At 32.1% G+C, this 19,595-nt stretch carries 21 protein-coding genes; 17 read left to right on the top strand and 4 right to left on the bottom strand.

The window, feature by feature from the left end; all coding sequences use genetic code 11:
- The first annotated feature begins 162 nt into the window (after window positions 1–162).
- The 4 genes from RV14_RS10885 (at window position 163) to RV14_RS10870 (ending at window position 5,376) form a co-directional block, all read left to right on the top strand.
- Window positions 163–1,383, top strand: a complete 1,221-nt coding sequence (locus RV14_RS10885) for a metallophosphoesterase family protein (protein ID WP_071856283.1) — start codon at window positions 163–165, stop codon at window positions 1,381–1,383.
- Window positions 1,380–4,097 carry an AAA family ATPase gene (locus RV14_RS10880; RefSeq protein WP_071856282.1) on the top strand — a complete coding sequence of 906 codons (2,718 nt, stop codon included), beginning with the start codon at window positions 1,380–1,382 and terminating at the stop codon, window positions 4,095–4,097. The genes RV14_RS10885 and RV14_RS10880 overlap by 4 nt, the downstream gene beginning before the upstream one ends.
- Entirely contained in the window at window positions 4,081–5,025 is a 945-nt protein-coding gene (locus RV14_RS10875) for a 3'-5' exoribonuclease YhaM family protein (protein WP_071856281.1), read from the top strand. The genes RV14_RS10880 and RV14_RS10875 overlap by 17 nt, the downstream gene beginning before the upstream one ends.
- 135 nt (window positions 5,026–5,160) lie before the next feature.
- Entirely contained in the window at window positions 5,161–5,376 is a 216-nt protein-coding gene (locus RV14_RS10870; protein ID WP_071856280.1) for a hypothetical protein, read from the top strand.
- A gap of 232 nt (window positions 5,377–5,608) precedes the next feature.
- On the opposite strand, the gene RV14_RS10865 is transcribed toward RV14_RS10870, so the two are convergent.
- The 3 genes from RV14_RS10865 to RV14_RS10855 form a co-directional block, all read right to left on the bottom strand.
- The gene (locus RV14_RS10865) at window positions 5,609–6,577 is read right to left on the bottom strand and encodes a peptidylprolyl isomerase (protein ID WP_071856279.1); all 969 of its coding nucleotides are present in this window, start codon (window positions 6,575–6,577) and stop codon (window positions 5,609–5,611) included.
- Between the two features lie 157 nt (window positions 6,578–6,734).
- Window positions 6,735–7,073: a YtxH domain-containing protein gene (locus tag RV14_RS10860; protein ID WP_071856278.1), complete on the bottom strand. Its 339-nt coding sequence runs from the start codon at window positions 7,071–7,073 to the stop codon at window positions 6,735–6,737.
- Complete coding sequence (locus RV14_RS10855; protein WP_071856277.1) at window positions 7,066–7,500, bottom strand: HIT family protein; 435 nt, start codon at window positions 7,498–7,500, stop codon at window positions 7,066–7,068. Before RV14_RS10855 ends, RV14_RS10860 begins: the two co-directional genes overlap by 8 nt.
- Before the next feature lie 133 nt (window positions 7,501–7,633).
- On the opposite strand from RV14_RS10855, the gene RV14_RS10850 reads away from it, so the two are divergent.
- From RV14_RS10850 to trmB, 4 genes are all read left to right on the top strand, one after another.
- A complete protein-coding gene (locus RV14_RS10850; RefSeq protein WP_071856276.1) occupies window positions 7,634–8,371 on the top strand; it encodes an ABC transporter ATP-binding protein in 738 nt (245 codons plus the stop codon).
- Window positions 8,364–9,578 (top strand): ABC transporter permease, encoded by a 1,215-nt coding sequence (locus RV14_RS10845; RefSeq protein ID WP_071856275.1) that lies wholly within the window; start codon window positions 8,364–8,366, stop codon window positions 9,576–9,578. Before RV14_RS10850 ends, RV14_RS10845 begins: the two co-directional genes overlap by 8 nt.
- Window positions 9,579–9,763: 185 nt before the next feature.
- Window positions 9,764–10,546 (top strand): phosphotransferase family protein, encoded by a 783-nt coding sequence (locus RV14_RS10840; RefSeq protein ID WP_174544651.1) that lies wholly within the window; start codon window positions 9,764–9,766, stop codon window positions 10,544–10,546.
- A gap of 126 nt (window positions 10,547–10,672) precedes the next feature.
- Window positions 10,673–11,326 carry a tRNA (guanosine(46)-N7)-methyltransferase TrmB gene (gene trmB, locus RV14_RS10835; RefSeq protein ID WP_071856273.1) on the top strand — a complete coding sequence of 218 codons (654 nt, stop codon included), beginning with the start codon at window positions 10,673–10,675 and terminating at the stop codon, window positions 11,324–11,326.
- Window positions 11,327–11,559: 233 nt separating this feature from the next.
- Here trmB and ade read toward each other — a convergent pair whose 3' ends face one another.
- Window positions 11,560–13,293 carry an adenine deaminase gene (gene ade, locus RV14_RS10830; protein ID WP_071856272.1) on the bottom strand — a complete coding sequence of 578 codons (1,734 nt, stop codon included), beginning with the start codon at window positions 13,291–13,293 and terminating at the stop codon, window positions 11,560–11,562.
- 130 nt (window positions 13,294–13,423) lie between these two features.
- On the opposite strand from ade, the gene comGA reads away from it, so the two are divergent.
- The 9 genes from comGA to RV14_RS10785 all read left to right on the top strand — a co-directional run bounded on the left by comGA (window position 13,424) and on the right by RV14_RS10785 (window position 19,511).
- Entirely contained in the window at window positions 13,424–14,353 is a 930-nt protein-coding gene (gene comGA / locus RV14_RS10825) for a competence type IV pilus ATPase ComGA (RefSeq protein WP_071856271.1), read from the top strand.
- Entirely contained in the window at window positions 14,310–15,359 is a 1,050-nt protein-coding gene (comGB, locus tag RV14_RS10820) for a competence type IV pilus assembly protein ComGB (RefSeq protein ID WP_071856270.1), read from the top strand. The genes comGA and comGB overlap by 44 nt, the downstream gene beginning before the upstream one ends.
- The gene (gene comGC, locus RV14_RS10815) at window positions 15,356–15,652 is read left to right on the top strand and encodes a competence type IV pilus major pilin ComGC (RefSeq protein ID WP_071856269.1); all 297 of its coding nucleotides are present in this window, start codon (window positions 15,356–15,358) and stop codon (window positions 15,650–15,652) included. The genes comGB and comGC overlap by 4 nt, the downstream gene beginning before the upstream one ends.
- Window positions 15,633–16,091, top strand: a complete 459-nt coding sequence (comGD, locus tag RV14_RS10810; RefSeq protein WP_071856268.1) for a competence type IV pilus minor pilin ComGD — start codon at window positions 15,633–15,635, stop codon at window positions 16,089–16,091. Before comGC ends, comGD begins: the two co-directional genes overlap by 20 nt.
- 79 nt (window positions 16,092–16,170) lie before the next feature.
- The gene (locus RV14_RS10805) at window positions 16,171–16,392 is read left to right on the top strand and encodes a hypothetical protein (RefSeq protein WP_245785505.1); all 222 of its coding nucleotides are present in this window, start codon (window positions 16,171–16,173) and stop codon (window positions 16,390–16,392) included.
- On the top strand, window positions 16,373–16,801 hold the full coding sequence (gene comGF, locus RV14_RS10800) for a competence type IV pilus minor pilin ComGF (protein WP_071856266.1): 429 nt from the start codon (window positions 16,373–16,375) through the stop codon (window positions 16,799–16,801). The genes RV14_RS10805 and comGF overlap by 20 nt, the downstream gene beginning before the upstream one ends.
- On the top strand, window positions 16,770–17,120 hold the full coding sequence (comGG, locus tag RV14_RS12790; RefSeq protein WP_071856265.1) for a competence type IV pilus minor pilin ComGG: 351 nt from the start codon (window positions 16,770–16,772) through the stop codon (window positions 17,118–17,120). The genes comGF and comGG overlap by 32 nt, the downstream gene beginning before the upstream one ends.
- A gap of 174 nt (window positions 17,121–17,294) precedes the next feature.
- Window positions 17,295–18,302, top strand: a complete 1,008-nt coding sequence (locus RV14_RS10790) for a class I SAM-dependent methyltransferase (protein ID WP_071856264.1) — start codon at window positions 17,295–17,297, stop codon at window positions 18,300–18,302.
- A 24-nt stretch (window positions 18,303–18,326) separates the two neighbouring features.
- A complete protein-coding gene (locus RV14_RS10785; protein ID WP_071856263.1) occupies window positions 18,327–19,511 on the top strand; it encodes an acetate/propionate family kinase in 1,185 nt (394 codons plus the stop codon).
- The last annotated feature ends 84 nt before the right edge of the window (window positions 19,512–19,595 follow it).

Genomic DNA, 19,595 nt, shown 5'->3' with positions numbered 1-19,595 from the left:
GATGAATTTAATTCATCTGCTTTTTTTATACAAATGATTCAATGTTTTTTTAAAATACGAACAAATTTTCGTTTTTTAATGAAAAAAAAGATTGAAAATGGTAAGATAAAAGAGTTAGAAATTTAAAAATTAGTCTAGACTTGAATTTAAGGAGGATTTTTGATGGTGAAATTTATCCATGCGGCTGATTTACATATGGATCGATCATTTGAAGGGTTGATAAATTTGGATAAGCAGGTGCAGGAAAAATTATTAGAAGCAAATTTGAAAGTTTTATCTAATATCATAGAAGAAGCAATTATAAATGATGTTGATTTTATTTTATTTGCGGGAGATAGCTTTCATCAAAATCGACCTTCATTAAAAATGCAGAAACATTTTTTTGATCAAATGCAACGATTGAATGAAAAAAATATTCATCTATATATGATATTTGGTAATCATGATTATTATCAAAAAGAGCGTTACTGGTTTACATTCCCAGAAAATGTTCATCTATTCGTTTCTGAAAAAGTTGAAACGAAAGAGACAATAACTAAAGCAGGAGAAACGATTGCAATTAGTGGTTTTAGTTATCAACACCGGTGGATTTCTAATGATAAAGTTGTCGAATTTCCTTTACGTAATTCAGTTGATTATCATGTTGGGATTTATCATGGTGAAGTAGGGGAAGAGAAAAATGGCAATTATGCGCCATTTCAGCTTTCGAAAATGCAAGAAAAAGGATATGATTATTGGGCGTTGGGACATATTCATGTACCAATGACTTTAAATGAAAAAGGTACGATTAATTATCCGGGTGCTCCCCAAGGTCATACACAAAAAGAACAGTCCTCTAAATCAGTTTTATTGGTTGAATTAATGCCTGGAGAGTGTCAAACAAAATCATTAGAAGTAGCAGAAATTTATTGGGAAACAGTAACAATTTCTTTAAGACAAACACAAACGACTCAAGATGTTTTACAGATCATTGGCAAACATTTAAATGAAGAAATACCAAAAGTGACTTTATTAGATATAAAAGTAACAAACTATCATCACTTAAATCAAGAAGTAATTGAACGAGTCCAATCAGGAGAATTATTAGAATATCTAATGGAAATTCTAGTTTCTCGTTCATCGAATCTGCTTATTTGGCGTATATCCATTAAGAATGAAGAGTTTACAAATCGTGTACCGCTAAACGTTTCCCATGCATTAGTTGAGCAAATTATTGAGTCTTACCATATAAGTGAAGATTTTCATCAAATTTTAAGCGAAATATACAATCATTCAGATGCTGTACGATTGCTGCACGATTTTCCAGATTATCAAGAACGAACTTTAAACAGAGCAAGAGAAATCTTAAAGCAAGATTTTATATTCGAGGAGGAAAATGTATGAAAATCCTACGAATTGAAATTGCTGCATTTGGTAAATGGAGACAACAGACGTTTCATTTTATATCAGGAAATCAATTGATTTATGGCGAAAATGAGGCAGGAAAGTCAACTATTTATCAATTTATACAAGCTATGCTATTTGGCTTCCCTTCAAAAGGAAAGAAAAAAAAAGATTACATGCCTAAAGATGGAGCAGCTTACGGCGGAAAAATTTGGCTTGAACATTCTGTTCATGGAGAAATTATTGTAGAGCGTTATAAGCAACAAAATAGAGGAAAGGCTAAAGTACTATTTAAGGGGCAAGTAGGCGGTGATGAGTTATTAGAAAAACTACTTTCACCGTTATCAAAAGATTTATTTCAACAGGTTTTTACTTTTCAACAAGAGCAATTAACTGAGTTAGATCATTTGCGTGAAAAAGAATTACATGACGCATTGATTTCCTTAGGAATTACAGGAAGTTCTCATGTTTTTCAAAAGAGGCAGAATTATTATCAAAAAGCCCAACAGCTTTTCAAGAAAAAAGGTCAAAAGCTAATTATCAATCAAAAACTGAATGAATGGAAGAATCTTCAAGAAAAAGTAAGACAAAAGCAAAAACAAGAATCTTTTTTTAGTCAGCTTGTTCAGCAAGAACAAAACTATGAGCAAAAGCAAGCGATCGTACAGAAGAAATTAAAAAAAATAAATAGAAAGATTTTCCATATTAAACAGCAAAAATTAAACTATTCATTGTATGAAGAATGGCAAGAGCTTAAAGTCAATACGTTATCTCAAGTTCCTGAAGAGACGTTGCTGTCAGATTTGGGAGAATTTATCAAACGTTATCAACAAATGGCAGAGCGTCTGGATGAATTAGAGGCTACTTTGGAAAAGCATAGTGGCATGGATCAACAATCAGCAAGATATTATTTTTACTTAGAACAAGAACAGGTTTTAAAAGAATTACAAAATCAGCAATCATCAATTGAAAATTGGGTAAATGAATGGCAAAGGCTTCAAGTTGAAAGAAGAGAAATTGAATCGGAGTTAAAAATTTTAGAACAGCGTTGGCATTGGCAAAGAACACAAACACCACAAGAATTTTTTCACAGAAGTGAATGGCAACAGCTATTTTCAGACAATCAATTGTTAAATGATCATATGAGCCAATTGATGATTAGGGCAGAACTAGTCTTTGAACAACAACACATACTTGAAGAAGAAGTCAATAAAATAGAAAATACCTATCCTGAATTATTGCAGACAAATAAATCAAAGGCTCAACCAATACAAAAAATGCCGTTATATATTCTTATAAGTTTATTTTTTGTTTTAAGTTTACTTATTCCAATGCCTTGGAAAATTGCGTTTTTTACAATAGTATTGGGAATAATAGGCTATCAAATTTACCGTGGCAAAGATATCAATGGGAAAAAAAGTACTTTATTAGAAATTAAAGGAATGTGGCAAGAAAAATTAGGCCAATTAGATAATGTACTTTTGCAAATAGAAGAAATCAACCAAAGTAAACAAAATATTACCAATGAGCAACAAAGATTACAAAAGCAAGTACTGGAATTTTCAGCGGCTTTTCATTTAGGAACAATGGATACGTTAGAAACAATGAAAGAATACGGACAAGAAGTATCCGACTATCAAAATTTATACGAACAGCTACTAAAAAAGCAAGAACGAACAAATCAAATTCAACACAAATTAGTTGAATTTGATCGTCAGTTTGAAGTAATGAAAGATTGGTTACCATTACAAGATAAGAAAATAATTGAAAAAATGATGCTTTTATCCAATTTTATTCAAGAAATGGAGCAACTGAAATTTGCTAGAAGCTACCAACAAAATACATTATTGAAACAAGAAATTAACCAGTTAAAAAAGAAACAAAAAGTTTTATTGTTGGATTACAGTAAAGAATTAAAGCAAGCAGAACTTACTTATCCCTCTGAAGTACCAGCGTATTTACAAAAAGCGAAACAAACAAAAATACAACTACGCCGGTTAAAGGAATTAGATGCACAATTAGCTCCGCTCTTTCCTAAAAAGCAAACCTATGAACAATTGAATACTGGGTTATCCAATTATCAAGAAAAACAACGTCATTATCAACTGGAAGAACAAGAAATAATCGAGCAGCGACAACGGTTAAAAATACAGGTTGAAGAATTGCAAAAAGACGGTACGCTAGATGAATTGTATCAAGAAGCAAGTTTATTAAAAACACAGCTTCAGCTATTATTTGAGCAATGGGGCGGTTTAATGGTGGCAGCCACTTTCTTAGGGGACATTTCCACTGAAATGAGTGAACGCCAATTACCTCAGCTATTAAAAGCTGCTGGCTATTATTTAGAAATTTTAACTCACCATAACTATCAGAACGTTTCATTAATAAATAATACATTAACCTTAACTGACGGTATTACTGATTTTCCTATTTATGAACTATCTACTGGTACTAAAGATCAATTGATCATGGCCATGAGATTTGCTTATCTGTCCTTAGAATCACAGCGTGTTATTTGTCCAATTATCATTGATGATGGTTGGCTACATTACGATCATCAACGAAAATATCAATTAGCTAAACTTTTGGCTGAATTTAGTCAAAATTATCAAGTTATTTGTTTTTCTTCTGACCAAGAAATGGTAAGCTATTATCAAGAACTACAACAATCTGTGAATAGATTAAAGGGAGTAAATAATGAAAAAAATTCGTGAATTAGTTATAGATGAGCAATTTGAATTGTTTGTTTTAATTAAAAATGCTGATGTTAGGATTGCTAAGAATGGTAAAAAATTTATTGCATTTACTTTTCAGGATGCATCTGGGAGCGTTGATGGTAAATATTGGGATGCTTCAGAAGAGGAGATTAAAAGATTTACCGCTGGTACAGTTGTTTTTTTAAGTGGAAAGAGAGAAGTTTATCAAGGAAATCCACAAGTGAAGATTTTTCATATGCGAGTCGCCAAAATGGATGAACCGAATGAACCAAATCTTTATATGGAAAAAGCACCATTGAAAAAAGAAGAAATGGAAGAGGCGATTAGTCAATTATTATTTGAAATTACAAATGCTCATTGGAATCGTATTGTTCGTTATTTGTTAAATAAATATCAAAAACAATTTTTTGAATTTCCAGCGGCTAAACGTAACCATCATGCATATACGAGTGGTTTAGCCTATCATACATTAACAATGTTACATTTAGGAACAGCTATTGCGGATGAATATCCGGAACTAAATCGTTCGCTACTGTATGCTGGTATCATTTTACATGATCTGGGAAAAGTGATTGAGTTATCGGGCCCGATGAGTACAGAGTACACCTTAGCAGGTAATTTAGTGGGACATTTAGTTTTAGTAGATGAAGAAATTACTAAAGCATGTCTTGCTTTAAAAATCAATGAAGCAGATGAAGATGTTCTAGTATTGAAACATATGGTATTGGCACATCATGGTTTATTAGAATATGGTTCTCCTGTGCGACCGCGTATAATAGAAGCAGAAGTGCTTCATCAAATTGATACGTTGGATGCTTCTTTGCAAATGATGTTGACTTCTATAAAACAAACTGAACCAGGAAAATATACGGAACGTATTTTTGGTATGGACAATCGCAGCTTTTATGTACCGAAAAATATATAAGCAATACACGTAGTTTAGTAAAGAAACTTTTCTGAACTACGTGTATTTGCCAGTTCTATTTTTGCTATTGATAAGTGGGTCAATCATGTACTATACTCAGTGTGGGAAACGCTTTATAGAAGGAGGAAGTGATTAATGAGTCAATATTTTGAATCTCTTAGTGATCGAAGAGAACTGTTATTTTTTTGGTTAATTGGATTATTTTTCTCAATAAGTTTATTGTATTTTGCTTATATAATGAGAAATAAATCTAAATTCGTTTTGATCACTTTGACTACTACAGGCGTGTTTAGTTGTATTTTTATGATGTTTGCAATGATTGTTACATTGATGAGTCGAATTAGTTATTAAAATGTAAGAAGATAAAAGTTTGGAGAAAAGCACAATTTCAAAAGATTAAATGGTTATAGTAAAACTAGAGTTAAACAGATGATAATTATTAGCTTATCTATAAGAATTAGAAACTGGAAATGCCGAAAAATGCTATGTTAAAAAGTGAATTTTAAATTTTAGGTATTCAACTATATTTTATTTTTAGAAGAGATAAAGAGACTGGAACAAATTTTGATCCAGTCTCTTTAATTTATTTACTTGATGAATCGGATGTTTTTGTCTCAGAAGAGTTTGTTTTAGAACCGGATGCTTTTGTATTAGATTGTTCTGTATTAAAGGTGCTTAATATAGCTTTAAAGGCATCGTCTTTGATTTTAACGTTTTCTTCTTTTAATACTTTTGCAATTATTTCTTTTTGGAAATCTCGATTGGCTACTTGTGTATCTGTAGCAATTTGTTCCAGTTCCTTTTTATATTTGTTCATATCATCGCCTTTGCTTTGATTTTTAATCATTTTTACTACATAATAATCAGTCGCATATGTAGTAGTATTTGTAGTGGAAATGACATTAGATATTTGACCATCTTTCAATTTGAAAGCTGCTTCTTTCACTTCATTAGGGATAGTTTTTGTTTCAGAATCAAATTTTACTTTTCCACCGTCATCTTTAGTATCAGAATCTGTTGATTTTTCTTTTGCCAATTTAGTAAAATCAGCACCATCATCAGCAGATTTTTTCACTTTTTTCGCTTCATCTTCACTGCTTAATTTAATGATTTGTGCTTCAACTTCTGGATGAAAAGTTTTCCAAGCGGTTTTTAAATCTTCGTTTGTAATTTTGACGTTAGCTTTTAGACCAGCCGTAAATACTAAGTTATCTCTAATTAATTGTTTATAAGAATCTTCTGTGTATCCTGCTGCTGCTAACTGAGATTTAAATGAATCTCCATACATTTTTTCATTTTTCTTATATTCGGCATTAACCTCTTTTTCACTGACTTTATCGCCGTACTTATTTCCAAAGGCTTTAAAAACAATCATATTTTGAACCAATTGTTGGTTGTTGCTAGTATTTTTTGCTTCATTATAAAAATCTGAAACAGTGATTGTTCCGCCTTTCATTGTTGCTATATCTTTGTTTGTACTTCCTGAACAAGCAGCCAATGCTAAAACAGCTAAAGCACTAGTTGCAGCTAAAATTATTTTTTCCTTTTTCATTAAAATTTTTCTCCTGTGTTTTATTATTATTCTTACATCTATAACTATACCATATCTAATTACCAATAAAAACGTTCTTGTGATACTTTCAAATAAAATTCAAAATTTAGTCATATTCAGTTAATAAAATAATAAAATTTAAATTAAAAATGTTGCATTACCGCTCATCTTTCGATAATACATTTTTGAGTTTGTCCACTTGTTCTTGAATTTGTGCAACACGTGGTTCTGTTTGAAATTTAAAATCTTCAATCTCTTTTTTCATTGACTCTTCAAAGACTGGTATGACACTTCTAGCTGTTTTTTTGGTTTCAATTATTGCCTTTTTAAAATGATGAAGACTGTTATTTAATTCGTTGGTTAATTTTGTTGCTTCCTCTAATTCAGTAATTAGTTTTTTTCTTGTATCATTTCCGCTTCTAGGAACGAATAGTAACCCAGAAATTGTGCCAACGGTAGTACCAAAAAGAAGACCTTTTAAGAAATTTTTAATCAACTTTATTCACCTGCTCTTTAATTTTTCGCTGAATGTCTTTAAACTCTTCAGAGGCGTATTCTGTTTGATGATTACCAAAATGAATGGAAAAATCATCTTTGTTGCTGTAGCGTGGCACTAAATGAACATGCGAATGAAAAACGGATTGATAAGCTAACTCTCGATTATTATTTAAAATGTTTAATCCTTGCATGTTAGGAAATGCTTGCTCAAGGGAACGAGCGATTTTGGGAATGCGGGAAAAAACAGCACCAGCCAATGGCTCACTATACTCGAAGATATCAGAAACATGTTTTTTGGGGATAATCAGCGTATGTCCTTTGGTTGTTTGAGAAATATCTAAAAAGGCATAAACTATTTCGTCTTCATAAATTTTATAACTAGGGATTTCTTGATTGATGATTTTGCAAAAAATACAGTTTTCCATGTGGATCTTCCTTTCCATAAAAATACTTGTTTAATTAACTTTAACATATGTTTAAAGATTTGTATGAAAAAAATAAATTGATTTTTTTTTCTTCATGGTATAATAAAGACAGTATAGCTATGGAGGAAATTTTATGAGTTTGATTGTTGAACATGTAACAGGTGGTTATGGACATTTACCTGTTTTAAAAGATATTAGTTTTCAGGTGAAAGCTGGTGAAATGGTTGGATTGATTGGTTTGAACGGAGCCGGTAAAAGTACGACGATTAAACACATCATCGGACTTTTAGAACAAAAAAAAGGAAATATAACAATCAATAATCTAAGTTTAAAAAAGAATACAGAAGAGTACAGAAAGCAAATCGGCTATATTCCTGAAACGCCTTCTTTATATGAAGAACTTACGTTAAAGGAACACATCGAAGTTACTGCAATGGCTTATGACATTCCAATAGAGGTAGCTATGAAAAGAGCAGAAAAACTTTTACATACTTTTCGTTTAGAAAACCGCTTAGAATGGTTACCGGTGAACTTTTCAAAAGGCATGAAGCAAAAGGTGATGATCCTATGCGCATTTTTGGTTGAGCCTTCTTTATATATTATTGATGAACCTTTTTTAGGTTTAGATCCCTTAGCCATCAATGCTTTGTTAGGATTAATGGTAGAAATGAAAAAAGAAGGCTCAGGTATCTTGATGTCTACCCATATCTTAGCAACGGCAGAAAAATATTGTGATCGTTTTGTTGTTTTGCATAACGGGAAAATTCGGGCCAATGGCACATTAGACGAATTACAGAAGGAATTTCAATTGCCAGATGCTTCATTAGATGAGATTTATATTTCTTTGACAAAGGAGCAAGCTCATGAATAATTTTTTTCACTTACGTTTAACCAAACACCATAAAAAAATGATGAAGTATTTGCGGTATGTACTAAATGATCATTTTGTATTGGTTTGCTTATTTTTAAGCGGAGGAGTAGGATTTTATTATTCAAATTGGTTAAAAACATTGATTTCACCTTTTCAAATGGGGGGAATTATTCTTTCTATTTTTTGGTTTATTTGCTTGTTTTTTGGTAAATTTGCAACATTTACTCAAGCAGCAGATATCGTCTTTTTATTACCTAAAGAAAAAGAATTACATGGATATTTACAACAAGCGTTTCGACATTCATTGATTTTTCCTTTTTTATTCTTAGGGTTAGCTTGTGGTTTTTCAATGCCACTAGTTGTAGTCACCACAGGGCAATCTTTTTCTTATTATTTTGTTTACTTGCTTATTTTATGGTGTTTAAAGGGCAGTCAGCTTCAAGTAAAACGAACGGAACTTTTTCGTATAGAAAAAAAAGAATTAATGTTATGGAAATTTTTTTGGGGAATTTCTACTTTTTTGCTTTTATTCATTTCTGTTTATGGATGGATTTGGGTTAGTTTATTAGGTGCATTTGTGCAAATAGAGATTTTTTATTTCTTTTTATGGAAGAAGATGGCTCATCGCTTGGATTGGGGAAAAATGGTGAGAACAGAAGCACAGCGGTTACATCAAATCTATCAATTTATCAATCTTTTCACTGACGTTCCGGAGATAGTATCTAAAGTAAAACGAAGAAGTTATTTGGATCCGCTTTTGCAAAAAATAATAAAGAAAAATTCAGAAAATGTTTATTTCTATCTTTATGTCAGAAGATTTGTTAGGAGTTCCGATTTCAGCGGTCTCTTTTTGCGACTGTTGTTAATTGGAGGAATATTGTTAGCAGGAATGAAGGATGTTTATTTTATAACAACTGTTGGTGCATTGTTTATCTATCTTATAGGATTTCAGTTACTTCCTTTATACAATCAATTTCGATATATGATACTTGTGCAGCTTTATCCAATAAATAATGAGCAAAAAAAACAAGCAATTCAAAAGTTATTGTTTTGGCTATTAATAATTTCAGCAGTTATTTTTGGATTAATTGGAGGAGTCGTATTAAGTGGTTTAGAGAGACTGATTCCGTTAGTTAGCTATTTGCTCATCGTCAACTTATTTATCAAAGTTTATATACCTAATCGACTAAAAAAAATGCTTGACTAATATCAAAAAGAACGAAAAACGAGAGAATAAAGCAAGTATGCTTTTCTCTCGTTTTTTTGATAAAAGGTACTTTGCATGAAGAGAATAAATAGAAAAAGAACGTATATGTGCTTGACGTTCGAAGTCTAGGCGACTAGAATAATAAGTATTGCAAAACATTAGAGCTAAGAGGACGGGGAGAATGCATGATGGAGTTTCAGTTAGACCAAGAATGGCGTTTGCGCCCAATCAAAGGTGATACGGGAAAAACATACATAGGCATGCGTGATGAAGATAAAGTCTTTATTAAACGAAACACGACCCCGATGCTTGCTGCATTATCCCGAGAAGGAATTACGCCAAAGCTGGTATGGACAAAACGTACGGGCAATGGTGACACGCTAACAGCACAAGAATGGCTAGAAGGACGCTTGTTAACTCCCAGTGAAATTGGTCAAAGAAATGATGTGATTGATGTATTGTATCATCTGCATCATTCCATCTCACTTAAGACAATGTTAACACGGATTGGCGGAAAAATAATGACGCCAAAAAAAATGCTTCAAAAGTATGAAACTGAATTACCTGAAACACTTAAAAGCAATCAATTTTTACAAATTGTGCATCATTTTTTACGTCAACAACTTCCACAAATGGACAAAGAAAGTTTTGCAGTGGTACATGGAGATGTGAATCATCGCAACTGGTTAGTATGTAAAAATTATTTATATCTGGTTGATTGGGATTCGATCATGTTTGCTGATCCAGCAGTAGATATTGCAACGATTTTGGGTAACTACGTGCCATTATCTAATTGGAATCAATGGCTAGTGACTTATGGGATTCGTCCAAATGATGAAATACTTGAAAAATTACATTGGTACGCTGCAATGAATCTTTTACAAGAAATTACAAGATACTGCAAGCGAAAAGATCACCGAAGGATGAATGAAGAAATATTACAGTTGAAAAGAATTTTTAGCGGTTGAGAAAAAGCATCAAATAGATGGTAAGGCTGCATGTAAACAATTCATGTCGTATATTTAGTTAAAGTTAAGATCAGAAAAGTAGAACTTGTCTGATCTTGGTTTTTTAGCAAGGAAAGGAATGATTTTGTGCGTGTACGTCATCGTGCAGGTGCTGCAGAATTGGTAGCATCGCATCCCAATTTAGTAATCAATGATCCAGTAAAATGGAAAGGTAAGTGGAATGAATTATTTGGTAATACTCACCCCATTCATATTGAAATAGGAATGGGGAAAGGAAGGTTTATTACCGGTATGGCAAAAAAACATCCCGAAATCAATTATATCGGTGTTGAAATGCAAGTCAGTGTTGTATCAATTGCTTTGGATAAGTTAATTGAAAAGCCTTTGCCTAATTTAAAGTTATTGCATGTTGATGGTTCGGCATTAACAGAATATTTTGCAGACAGTGAAATTGATCAAATCTATTTAAACTTTTCAGATCCATGGCCTAAAAAAAGACATGAGAAACGTAGGCTAACTTATCAATCGTTTTTAGCCGTGGATGAACAAATTTTGCGTCCCAAAGGAGAAATTCATTTTAAAACAGATAATCAAGGCTTATTTGAGTATTCTTTAGCCAGCTTTTCTCAATATGGAATGATTATCAAACAAGTATGGTTGGATTTACATCAAAGTGGATTTGAAGGAAATATCTTAACAGAATATGAAGAAAAGTTCTCTTCTAAGGGAGAAAGAATTTATCGAGTAGAAGTTCAGTTTCCAGATAAAACAAAAAAATAATCAGAATGCTTTAGTAGAAAAAATAAAAAACGATCGAAAAATTGAAACGCCTCTTTCAAAAAGTTAAATTTTTTAGTCTAATTTTTGGGAGGTTTATTTCTTTTTTCAATCGTTTTTTATTAAATATTTAAAAAAGCTTTTTTAATATTGTTCCTCTGATTGCTCATATGAAAAATTGGAAGAACATTGATTTTAGAGCAGAATTTCATAAATTAATATGTGTATAATTATTCTTATTTAATAGAAGGTTCAATCAGACAAAATTTAGAAAATGAAAATATCCCCTTATCAGTGATCTTTAATTCAGGAATTACGGATAGTGTTAAAAATGAAAGAGTTAAAAATGGATTAAAGGCTTCACTAACGCCTAGTTTATGTGCTTCTTTAGTTAAAGCAATCAGTTGATCACTTACTATTGAAAAAGGTTCTTGTGACATTAACCCACCGATTGGCAACGGCAAACAAGCTAATTCTTTTCCGTCTTCAATAACAATCATTCCACCTCCTTTTTGAAGCAATCGGTTAGCTGCCATAAGCATATCCTCATCATTGGTTCCTACAACAACCATATTATGGGAATCGTGTGAAATGGTGGTAGCAAGAGCTCCTTTTTTTAACTGAAATCCTTTGACAATTCCTATTCCGATATTTCCAGTTTGGTGATGGCGCTCAATAACGGCGATTTTTAACTGATCTTTTTCGACAGAAGGAAGAAACTTTCCATCTTGACAGAGTACTTCTTCTATTTGATCATTGGTTAATAAACTGTTAGGAATAATTTCAATGATATGAGCTTTTTCAGAAACTAACGGTAAGGTAAATGATTGGAGTGTTAATGGCTGAACATTCATTTTTGGCAGCTTTTTTGTGTAGGAATTTATTTGTGTAGGAAATTGGTCTATTTCTAGTTGATTTTTTCTTACAATAATTTTTCCTTTAACAAAGACATCTTTAATTGACAACTTAGCTAAATCATCTGTTAAAAAGAAATCTGCTTGATAACCAGGAGCAATAGCACCTAAATTTTTTAAGTCAAAACATTCAGCGGCATTTAAAGTGGCCATTTGAATAGCTTGTAAAGGATCCATTCCTAACTGAATGGCTTGACGCACGTTATGATCAATTGATCCTTCCAAAATCAAATCATCAATAAGTTTATCATCTGTTACAAATAAGCAACGTCGTGAATTGTCTGATGTGATAGCCGGCAGAAGTGCCTTAAGATCTTTTGCAACCGTTCCTTCTCGAACCATTAAATACATTCCTAAATCTAACCGTTCTTTTGCTTGTGCCGCCGATGTTGCTTCATGATCTGTTTTTATACCAGCTGTTAGGTAAACATTTAACTCTTCTCCGTTAATTCCGGCAGCGTGCCCATCAATTTTTTTGTTGTTCTCAAGCATCAACAGTAGCTTATTCATGATACTTTCTTCAGTAGTTGCGACTGCTTGATAATTCATGACTTCTGCTAAACCTAAAACTTTTGGGTGTTTAAGAAAAGGAAGAAATGATTGTGCATCTAATGATGCTCCATTTGTTTCAAATGGAGTCACAGGAACACAAGAAGGTAGCATGAAGAAAATATTCATTGGAACATTTTTAGCATCTTCAATCATAAAATTAAGTCCAGCGCTTCCTGCGACATTTCCAATCTCATGAGGGTCAGTAATGACAGAAGTAACACCGTGCAGTAAAGAAATTTTAGCAAATTCCTTTGGACACAAGAGTGAACTTTCGATATGAACGTGCCCATCAATAAATCCTGGTACTAGGTATTGATTTTTAGCGTCATAGGTTTCTTTACCTTCATATTGACCGATTCCTACAATTTTTCCATCACAGATTGCTACGTCTCCTTTTGTAATTTCTTTTGTAAAAACATTAATAATTTTGGCATGTTTAATGACTAAATCTGCTAGTTGTTTTTTTCCAGCCACTAAGATGTGTTTTTTTAATAATGAGTTCATTAATATTTCCTCCAAAGCAAATTTTTAATAGTGTAACATAGATACACTTTTGGCGATTTTTTATTTTTTAATTAATAAAAAATAAAATGATAATTAGAAAAATACGTATGTTTTTTATGGAGGGGATAAGATGGATATAAAAAAGATTTCAGATGATCTTATTAGAGAAAGTTTTAAAGATAATGTGCAAGATATCTATATATTACCTTATAAAAATAAATTTAAAATTTATTTTCGTTATAGTAAAAAACGAACATTTCACAAAGAACTCCTGCTCGAAATAGGGCAACAGTTGATTTCACGATTTAAATATTTAGGAAAGATGGATATTGGTGAAAAACGAAAAGCACAGTTAGGTTCATTGACGTATATTTTTAATGAACGAGAAGTTAGATTGAGATTGTCTTCAGTAGGAGATTATCTTCAAAGAGAAAGTTTAGTTATCCGGTTATTGTATGATTTGTCTGAAAAATATTTTCGTTGTTTTTCTTCCACGGATTTGCAATTGATCAGTGAACGTACTAAAAAAAGAGGACTTTATTTATTCAGCGGACCGGTTGGATCAGGAAAAACATCGCTAATGTATTATTTAGCACAAGAAGAAGAACTACAAGTGATCACAATTGAAGACCCTGTAGAAATTGAAGAAATGTCATTTTTGCAACTGCAAGTAAACGAAAAAATTCAACAGACTTACGATCAATTATTAAAACTTGCACTGCGTCATCGACCAGATTTATTAATTATAGGAGAAATTAGAGATCAAAAAACGGCGCAGATAGCTATACGAGCGGCTTTAACTGGTCATCGAGTTTTTGCCACTGTTCATGCACGTCATTTAAACGCAACAGAAGCAAGAATGATTGAATTGATTGGTAGAAAAGAAGAGTTATGCGAATGTTTATCAGGTGTAGTTTATCAAGAAATTCTTTTAGACTATACGCAATCTTCAGCAGTACTGTGGGGGTATAACTTTATGTATAACGGTTTTGAAAAGAAAGGCTGGGAATACAGCTATGAAGAAGCGCAAAATAATCAATGGCGATCACGCCCTTTTTAAAAAGATGTCTCTTAGTTATCAAGCAAAGTATATCCAACTAATCGGTGAACTACTTGCTAACGGTTTTAGTATTCAAGAAGCTACCGATATTTTATTAAAAATTAATTGTATTCCCCATTTTTACTTGAAAAAAGGAAAACGTTTACTGCAAGGAGGACATTCTTTTTATGATGTTTTGCAAATCATGGGGTTTACTCAAGAAAAGCTAGTTCAAGTCGAGTTAGCAGAGACTCATGGGAATTTAATAAAAACGTTAGAAGGAATGGCTGAACAATTTCGATTAGTTGAAGAATTTCGAAAAGAAGTAAAAAAGTTAATTAGTTATCCATGTATCTTGTTTCTGTTTTTATTAGGAATTTTAGTTGCTTTGAAACAATTTATTTTGCCACAATTACTCACTACTGAAATGGTTATGGAATCTCATTGGGGTATACGATTTCTTCAAGCGTTTCATTGGTATGGATTAAGCGGGTTAATCGTGGCTATATTAGTATTTCTTTTCATAAAAATAAGGATGATGAAAATGGATGCTATTCAAAAAAGCGTGTGGCTTAGTAGTATACGATGGTTGGGACCATTTTTTTCTCTTTATCAGTCTGCTTATATTGCTTTAGAATTTGGAAAATTATTCTATGAAGGATTAGAGTTGCAGCACATTATTCTTTGTTTAAAAGAAACAAAACAAGGAAGTCTGATTCAACTATTAGCTTTTCGTTTGACCAAAGGATTAGAAATGGGGATTCCCTTAGCTAAACAATTTCAAATTTATTCATTTTTAACAGAAGAATTTAGTCAAATTATTTTACAAGGAGAAGCTAAAGGAAACTTAGGTAAAGAGCTTTTGTTTTATAGTACCTTATCAAGACAACAATTTTTTCAAAAAATTAATCGCTGGCTCCATTGGTTGCAGCCTATCCTTTTTTTAGGAATTGCTGGGTTGATTTTATTGATTTATGCAGCTATTTTGTTGCCAGTTTATAGCAATATTGAGGAGGTTCTACTATGAAAAGAAGGAGTAAGAAAAGCATAAAACATGCAACAAATTTTAAAGGGTTTACCTTGATAGAAATGCTGATTGTCTTGTTAGTGATCAGTGCGTTAGTCCTTTTGTTTATTCCTAATATTTCACGTTATCGCGACCATGTAAATAAAGAAGGTAGACAAGCTGTTTTACAGTTGGTTGATGCTCAAAAAGAACTCTATTCTTTACAAAATAATGGAAAAGTGCCAACGATTTCTGAACTATTAAAAGAAGGATATATCAAGCAGGAGCACGCAGATGCTTATAACAAAAAATAAAGCGTTTGTTTTTGTAGGATACACATTGCTAGAAACGTTGTTTGTGTTAACTATTGTTTTAGGAATGTTTATGTTTCCTATTTTTTCTATCTCTTCTTGGCAACAAAGAATGGTAATTGATCAATTTTTTAATCAACTTGATCAGAGAATATATGCTACGCAAAAAATAGCTATCGTGAGTCAACAGCTAACTTCAATTTTCTATGATCAAAAATGTAATCAAATTGTTTTTGATGTACCAAAGACAAATATTAATTGGTCGATCTTAAAAATACCATTTGAAATTGAAGTAAAAAAGATGGAACCCATTTCTTTTTCGGCCAAAACTGGAAATGAAAGTACATTAAAAGCCTATCAGTTTTATTGGAAGATGAAAAAGCAAACAATTATTTATCAATTCCAAATGGGAAGTGGACATTATATTAAAAAAATCAAATAAAAATAGTTTTGTGCTTTTAGAAACCTTAATGGCTTTGTTTATTACACTATCTTGTATTTTCTTTGTGAGTTATGGAAATATGTATTTGCTAAAAGCAGAAAAACACAGTAATCAGGAAATCTTGTTACTTCGTAAACTCTACGAGGATGTAAAAACATATCGAATCTATCATACGCTACCTACAAGAATCATAGAAGGGCCAAAAAGTCAGACAATATTAATAACAAAGAAGGAAAAAATTCAAAAAGTTAAGATTACAGAAGGAGAAAAAGTGATAGAAATTGCAAAAATATCAGAATAAAAATGCTTTTACATTGATTGAATGCCTTATTTCACTTGTTATTTTATCTGCTATTTTACTTTCTGTAAACCTTTTGATTAACCAAACTACTAAAGTAGAACAGTATCTGCGAAGAAAAGATCAAAAAGAGTGGTTGATTTTTCTGGCTCAATTTGAAGAAGAAGTCAAAAAAGGAACAAGTACAGTGATTAAAGAAAACCAAATTTACTACAAAATAGGTAATAAAACGTATCTATTTGAACACTATCAAAATATGATTCGTAAACGTGAGATATCTGGAGGACATCAACCAATGCTGACTCACGTGAGAAAATGGAAAGTCAAAGAAGATATTACAGCAATCACTTTTTTAATTGAATTTGAAAATGGGGAAAAAAATGAAGGAATCTGGACTAAACCACCAACGTAAGCGATTATATAGAGGGAACGTTTTACTTTCCACTCTTGTTTTATTTTTAGTTTGTCATTCTTTGTTGTGTTTAGTAATAACCACATATCGTTTGTCTGTTGATATGAATCAACGTACGAAAAATTATTATTTAGCAAAAATAATGAAACAAATGTTTCTATCTGAATGTAAAGGATTAAAAAAAAGTGGTAGTTTTCAGTATACTTTAGGAAAGGTTTACTATAAAAAGGTAGACAAGCAGTTAACGATAGAGATAACCATTAAATCCCACCTATTTAAATTTACCGAAAAAATCAATAATAGTACAGACATGCAGTAAAAGGATAAATCTGTGAAAATGTTCTCTTTTCTGTTGTATCAATAATTTTGTCTAATTTCTGTTTGCTAATTCACAAATAAAAAAAGTGTGAAAACGATTGAAATTTTGTTCATTGTTCGTTAAAATTAAACAGGTAAAATAATTGTTATAATATATCTAGAAATGAGGCACACCATGTTACCAGAAAAAATGGAACAAGGGTTTGAACAAAATCTAAAAGCAATTCAGCTTTTACAAAATGCACTGAGAACTTCCTTTTTAGAAGCTTATATCGAAAACACTGAAAACTTAATTGATAACTATCGAGTACGTGTGGTAGATGGAATACCCACTGAAGAGGTCGCTAAACAAATTTCCAATTTGTATCAAGAACTCAGACAATTATCTTTTGAATCAGAAGAATGGCGTCGTTTGTCTCAGTTATTATTACTAAAAGGTAGTCAAATCGAACCTCTTCAACCAAATCATCAACTTACTCCAGATAGTATTGGCTTTTTATTTGTTTTTTTAATTGAACAACTGTATACAAATAAAAAGGAACCAATTAGGATTTTAGATATCGCAGCAGGCATGGGCAATTTGTTAGTAACAATTCTTTTAAATCTGATGAATACAGGATATCAAGTGGAAGGCTTAGGTGTGGATATTGATGAGACGTTGCTAGCAGTCGCTGCTTCAACAAGTGAGTTGACTCAAGCAAATGTTCAATATTTTCATCAAGATGGATTACAAGATTTGCTGGTTGATCCAGTTGACGTTGCGGTTAGTGATTTGCCGATTGGCTATTATCCGAATGATCAAAAAGCAAAAGAATTTTTAACAAGCACTGCAAAGGGTCATAGTTATGCACATCATCTGTTGTTAGAACAGGCAATGAAATATGTCAAATCAGATGGATTCGGATTATTTTTAATGCCAAGTAATTTTTTAGAAACAAAACAAAGTGAAGACGTCAAAAGATGGTTTAAAGAAGAAGGCTATCTCCAAGGAATGATCCAATTACCAGATGAACTATTCCGTACGAAGCAATCACAAAAAAGTATTCTGATTTTACAAAAAAAAGGAAAAAATGCAAAACAAGTACAAGAAGTATTGCTTGTCGAACTTGATTCATTAAAAAAACCAGAAAAAGTGACCGAATTTTTTAAAGAATTTGAAACATGGAGATCGGCCTCTTTTTAATCATTTATCAATAAGGAGAATAATATGTCTAAAACAATTGCAATCAATGCTGGAAGTTCAAGTTTAAAATGGCAGTTATATCAAATGCCAGAAGAAATAGTAATTGCTAAAGGAATTGTTGAAAGGATCGGTTTAAAAGATTCAATTTTTACTATTAAATATGGTGAAGATCAAAAATTCGAGCAAATTATGGATATTAATGATCATGAAATAGCAGTAAAAATGCTTTTAGATTATTTAATTGAATTAAAAATACTAAGCTCATATGGTGAAATCACAGGTGTTGGACATCGAGTGGTACATGGCGGAGAAACATACAATGATTCAGTTGTAGTGGATGAAGAGGTAATGAAACGAATTGAAGCATTGGCAGAGTTTGCCCCACTGCATAATCCAGCTAACTTGATGGGAATCAAAGCATTCAAAAAAATCTTGCCTAATATTCTAAGCGTTGCGGTTTTTGATACGTCTTTTCATGCAACGATGCCAAAACACAATTACTTGTATAGCTTGCCTATTTCTTACTACGAAGATTTTAAAGTAAGAAAATATGGTTTCCATGGTACAAGTCATCGTTATGTATCAGAACGTGCAGCTAAATTACTAGGGAAACCAATTGAGCAATTAAAATTGATTACTTGCCATTTGGGAAACGGTGCTTCGATTACTGCTGTAGATGGTGGAAAGTCTATAGATACTTCTATGGGATTCACGCCGCTTGCAGGAGTAACAATGGGTACTCGTTCGGGAGATGTTGACCCAGCTATTTTACCTTATTTAATGGATAAGTTAGAAATCAGTATTGATGAAATGGTCAACATTTTAAATAAAAAATCTGGTTTGCTAGGATTGACAGGTTTATCAAGTGATATGCGCGACCTTGAGAAAAACTACGAGCAAGAGAATATTCACTTGGCATATGAGATTTTTGTCGATCGTATCCGTAAATACATTGGTGGATATGTCACTACGATGAACGGAGTAGATGCGATTGTTTTCACTGCTGGTATTGGTGAAAATGACGGACATGTTCGTAGCGAAATCATTAAGAAAATGTCATGGTTTGGTTGTGAAATTGACTCTGAAATGAATCAACGACGTGGCGAAGAATTAGACATTTCAACGAAAGAATCAAAAGTCAAAGTACTAGTTATCCCTACAGATGAAGAGTTAATGATTGCTCGTGACGTGGAACGTTTGCGTAAATAAATGTATCTCCTTCATATTTAGGAAGCTTAAGTGAAAGATAAACTAAAAAATTTAATCATCTGTTTTTTCCGAAGTGATAGACTG

It is taken from the genome of Enterococcus ratti (genome assembly GCF_001886195.1).
Lineage (GTDB): Bacteria > Bacillota > Bacilli > Lactobacillales > Enterococcaceae > Enterococcus_B > Enterococcus_B ratti.
The sequence above is the reverse complement of the archived record's forward strand: the minus strand, read 5'-3'. Positions and strand labels throughout refer to the sequence as shown.

Excerpts from the sequence above, each read along its gene's own strand:
- RV14_RS10855 (WP_071856277.1), bottom strand. The coding sequence starts at position 7,500 with ATGGAAAACTGTATTTTTTGCAAAATCATCAATCAAGAAATCCCTAGT.
- comGG (WP_071856265.1), top strand. The coding sequence starts at position 16,770 with ATGAAGGAATCTGGACTAAACCACCAACGTAAGCGATTATATAGAGGG.
- RV14_RS10885 (WP_071856283.1), top strand. The coding sequence starts at position 163 with ATGGTGAAATTTATCCATGCGGCTGATTTACATATGGATCGATCATTT.
- RV14_RS10845 (WP_071856275.1), top strand. The coding sequence starts at position 8,364 with ATGAATAATTTTTTTCACTTACGTTTAACCAAACACCATAAAAAAATG.
- RV14_RS10840 (WP_174544651.1), top strand. The coding sequence starts at position 9,764 with ATGATGGAGTTTCAGTTAGACCAAGAATGGCGTTTGCGCCCAATCAAA.
- RV14_RS10865 (WP_071856279.1), bottom strand. The coding sequence starts at position 6,577 with ATGAAAAAGGAAAAAATAATTTTAGCTGCAACTAGTGCTTTAGCTGTT.
- RV14_RS10875 (WP_071856281.1), top strand. The coding sequence starts at position 4,081 with ATGAAAAAAATTCGTGAATTAGTTATAGATGAGCAATTTGAATTGTTT.
- RV14_RS10870 (WP_071856280.1), top strand. The coding sequence starts at position 5,161 with ATGAGTCAATATTTTGAATCTCTTAGTGATCGAAGAGAACTGTTATTT.
- RV14_RS10850 (WP_071856276.1), top strand. The coding sequence starts at position 7,634 with ATGAGTTTGATTGTTGAACATGTAACAGGTGGTTATGGACATTTACCT.
- comGD (WP_071856268.1), top strand. The coding sequence starts at position 15,633 with ATGCTTATAACAAAAAATAAAGCGTTTGTTTTTGTAGGATACACATTG.
- RV14_RS10880 (WP_071856282.1), top strand. The coding sequence starts at position 1,380 with ATGAAAATCCTACGAATTGAAATTGCTGCATTTGGTAAATGGAGACAA.
- comGC (WP_071856269.1), top strand. The coding sequence starts at position 15,356 with ATGAAAAGAAGGAGTAAGAAAAGCATAAAACATGCAACAAATTTTAAA.
- RV14_RS10805 (WP_245785505.1), top strand. The coding sequence starts at position 16,171 with ATGTATTTGCTAAAAGCAGAAAAACACAGTAATCAGGAAATCTTGTTA.
- RV14_RS10790 (WP_071856264.1), top strand. The coding sequence starts at position 17,295 with ATGTTACCAGAAAAAATGGAACAAGGGTTTGAACAAAATCTAAAAGCA.
- comGB (WP_071856270.1), top strand. The coding sequence starts at position 14,310 with ATGAAGAAGCGCAAAATAATCAATGGCGATCACGCCCTTTTTAAAAAG.
- ade (WP_071856272.1), bottom strand. The coding sequence starts at position 13,293 with ATGAACTCATTATTAAAAAAACACATCTTAGTGGCTGGAAAAAAACAA.
- RV14_RS10785 (WP_071856263.1), top strand. The coding sequence starts at position 18,327 with ATGTCTAAAACAATTGCAATCAATGCTGGAAGTTCAAGTTTAAAATGG.
- comGA (WP_071856271.1), top strand. The coding sequence starts at position 13,424 with ATGGATATAAAAAAGATTTCAGATGATCTTATTAGAGAAAGTTTTAAA.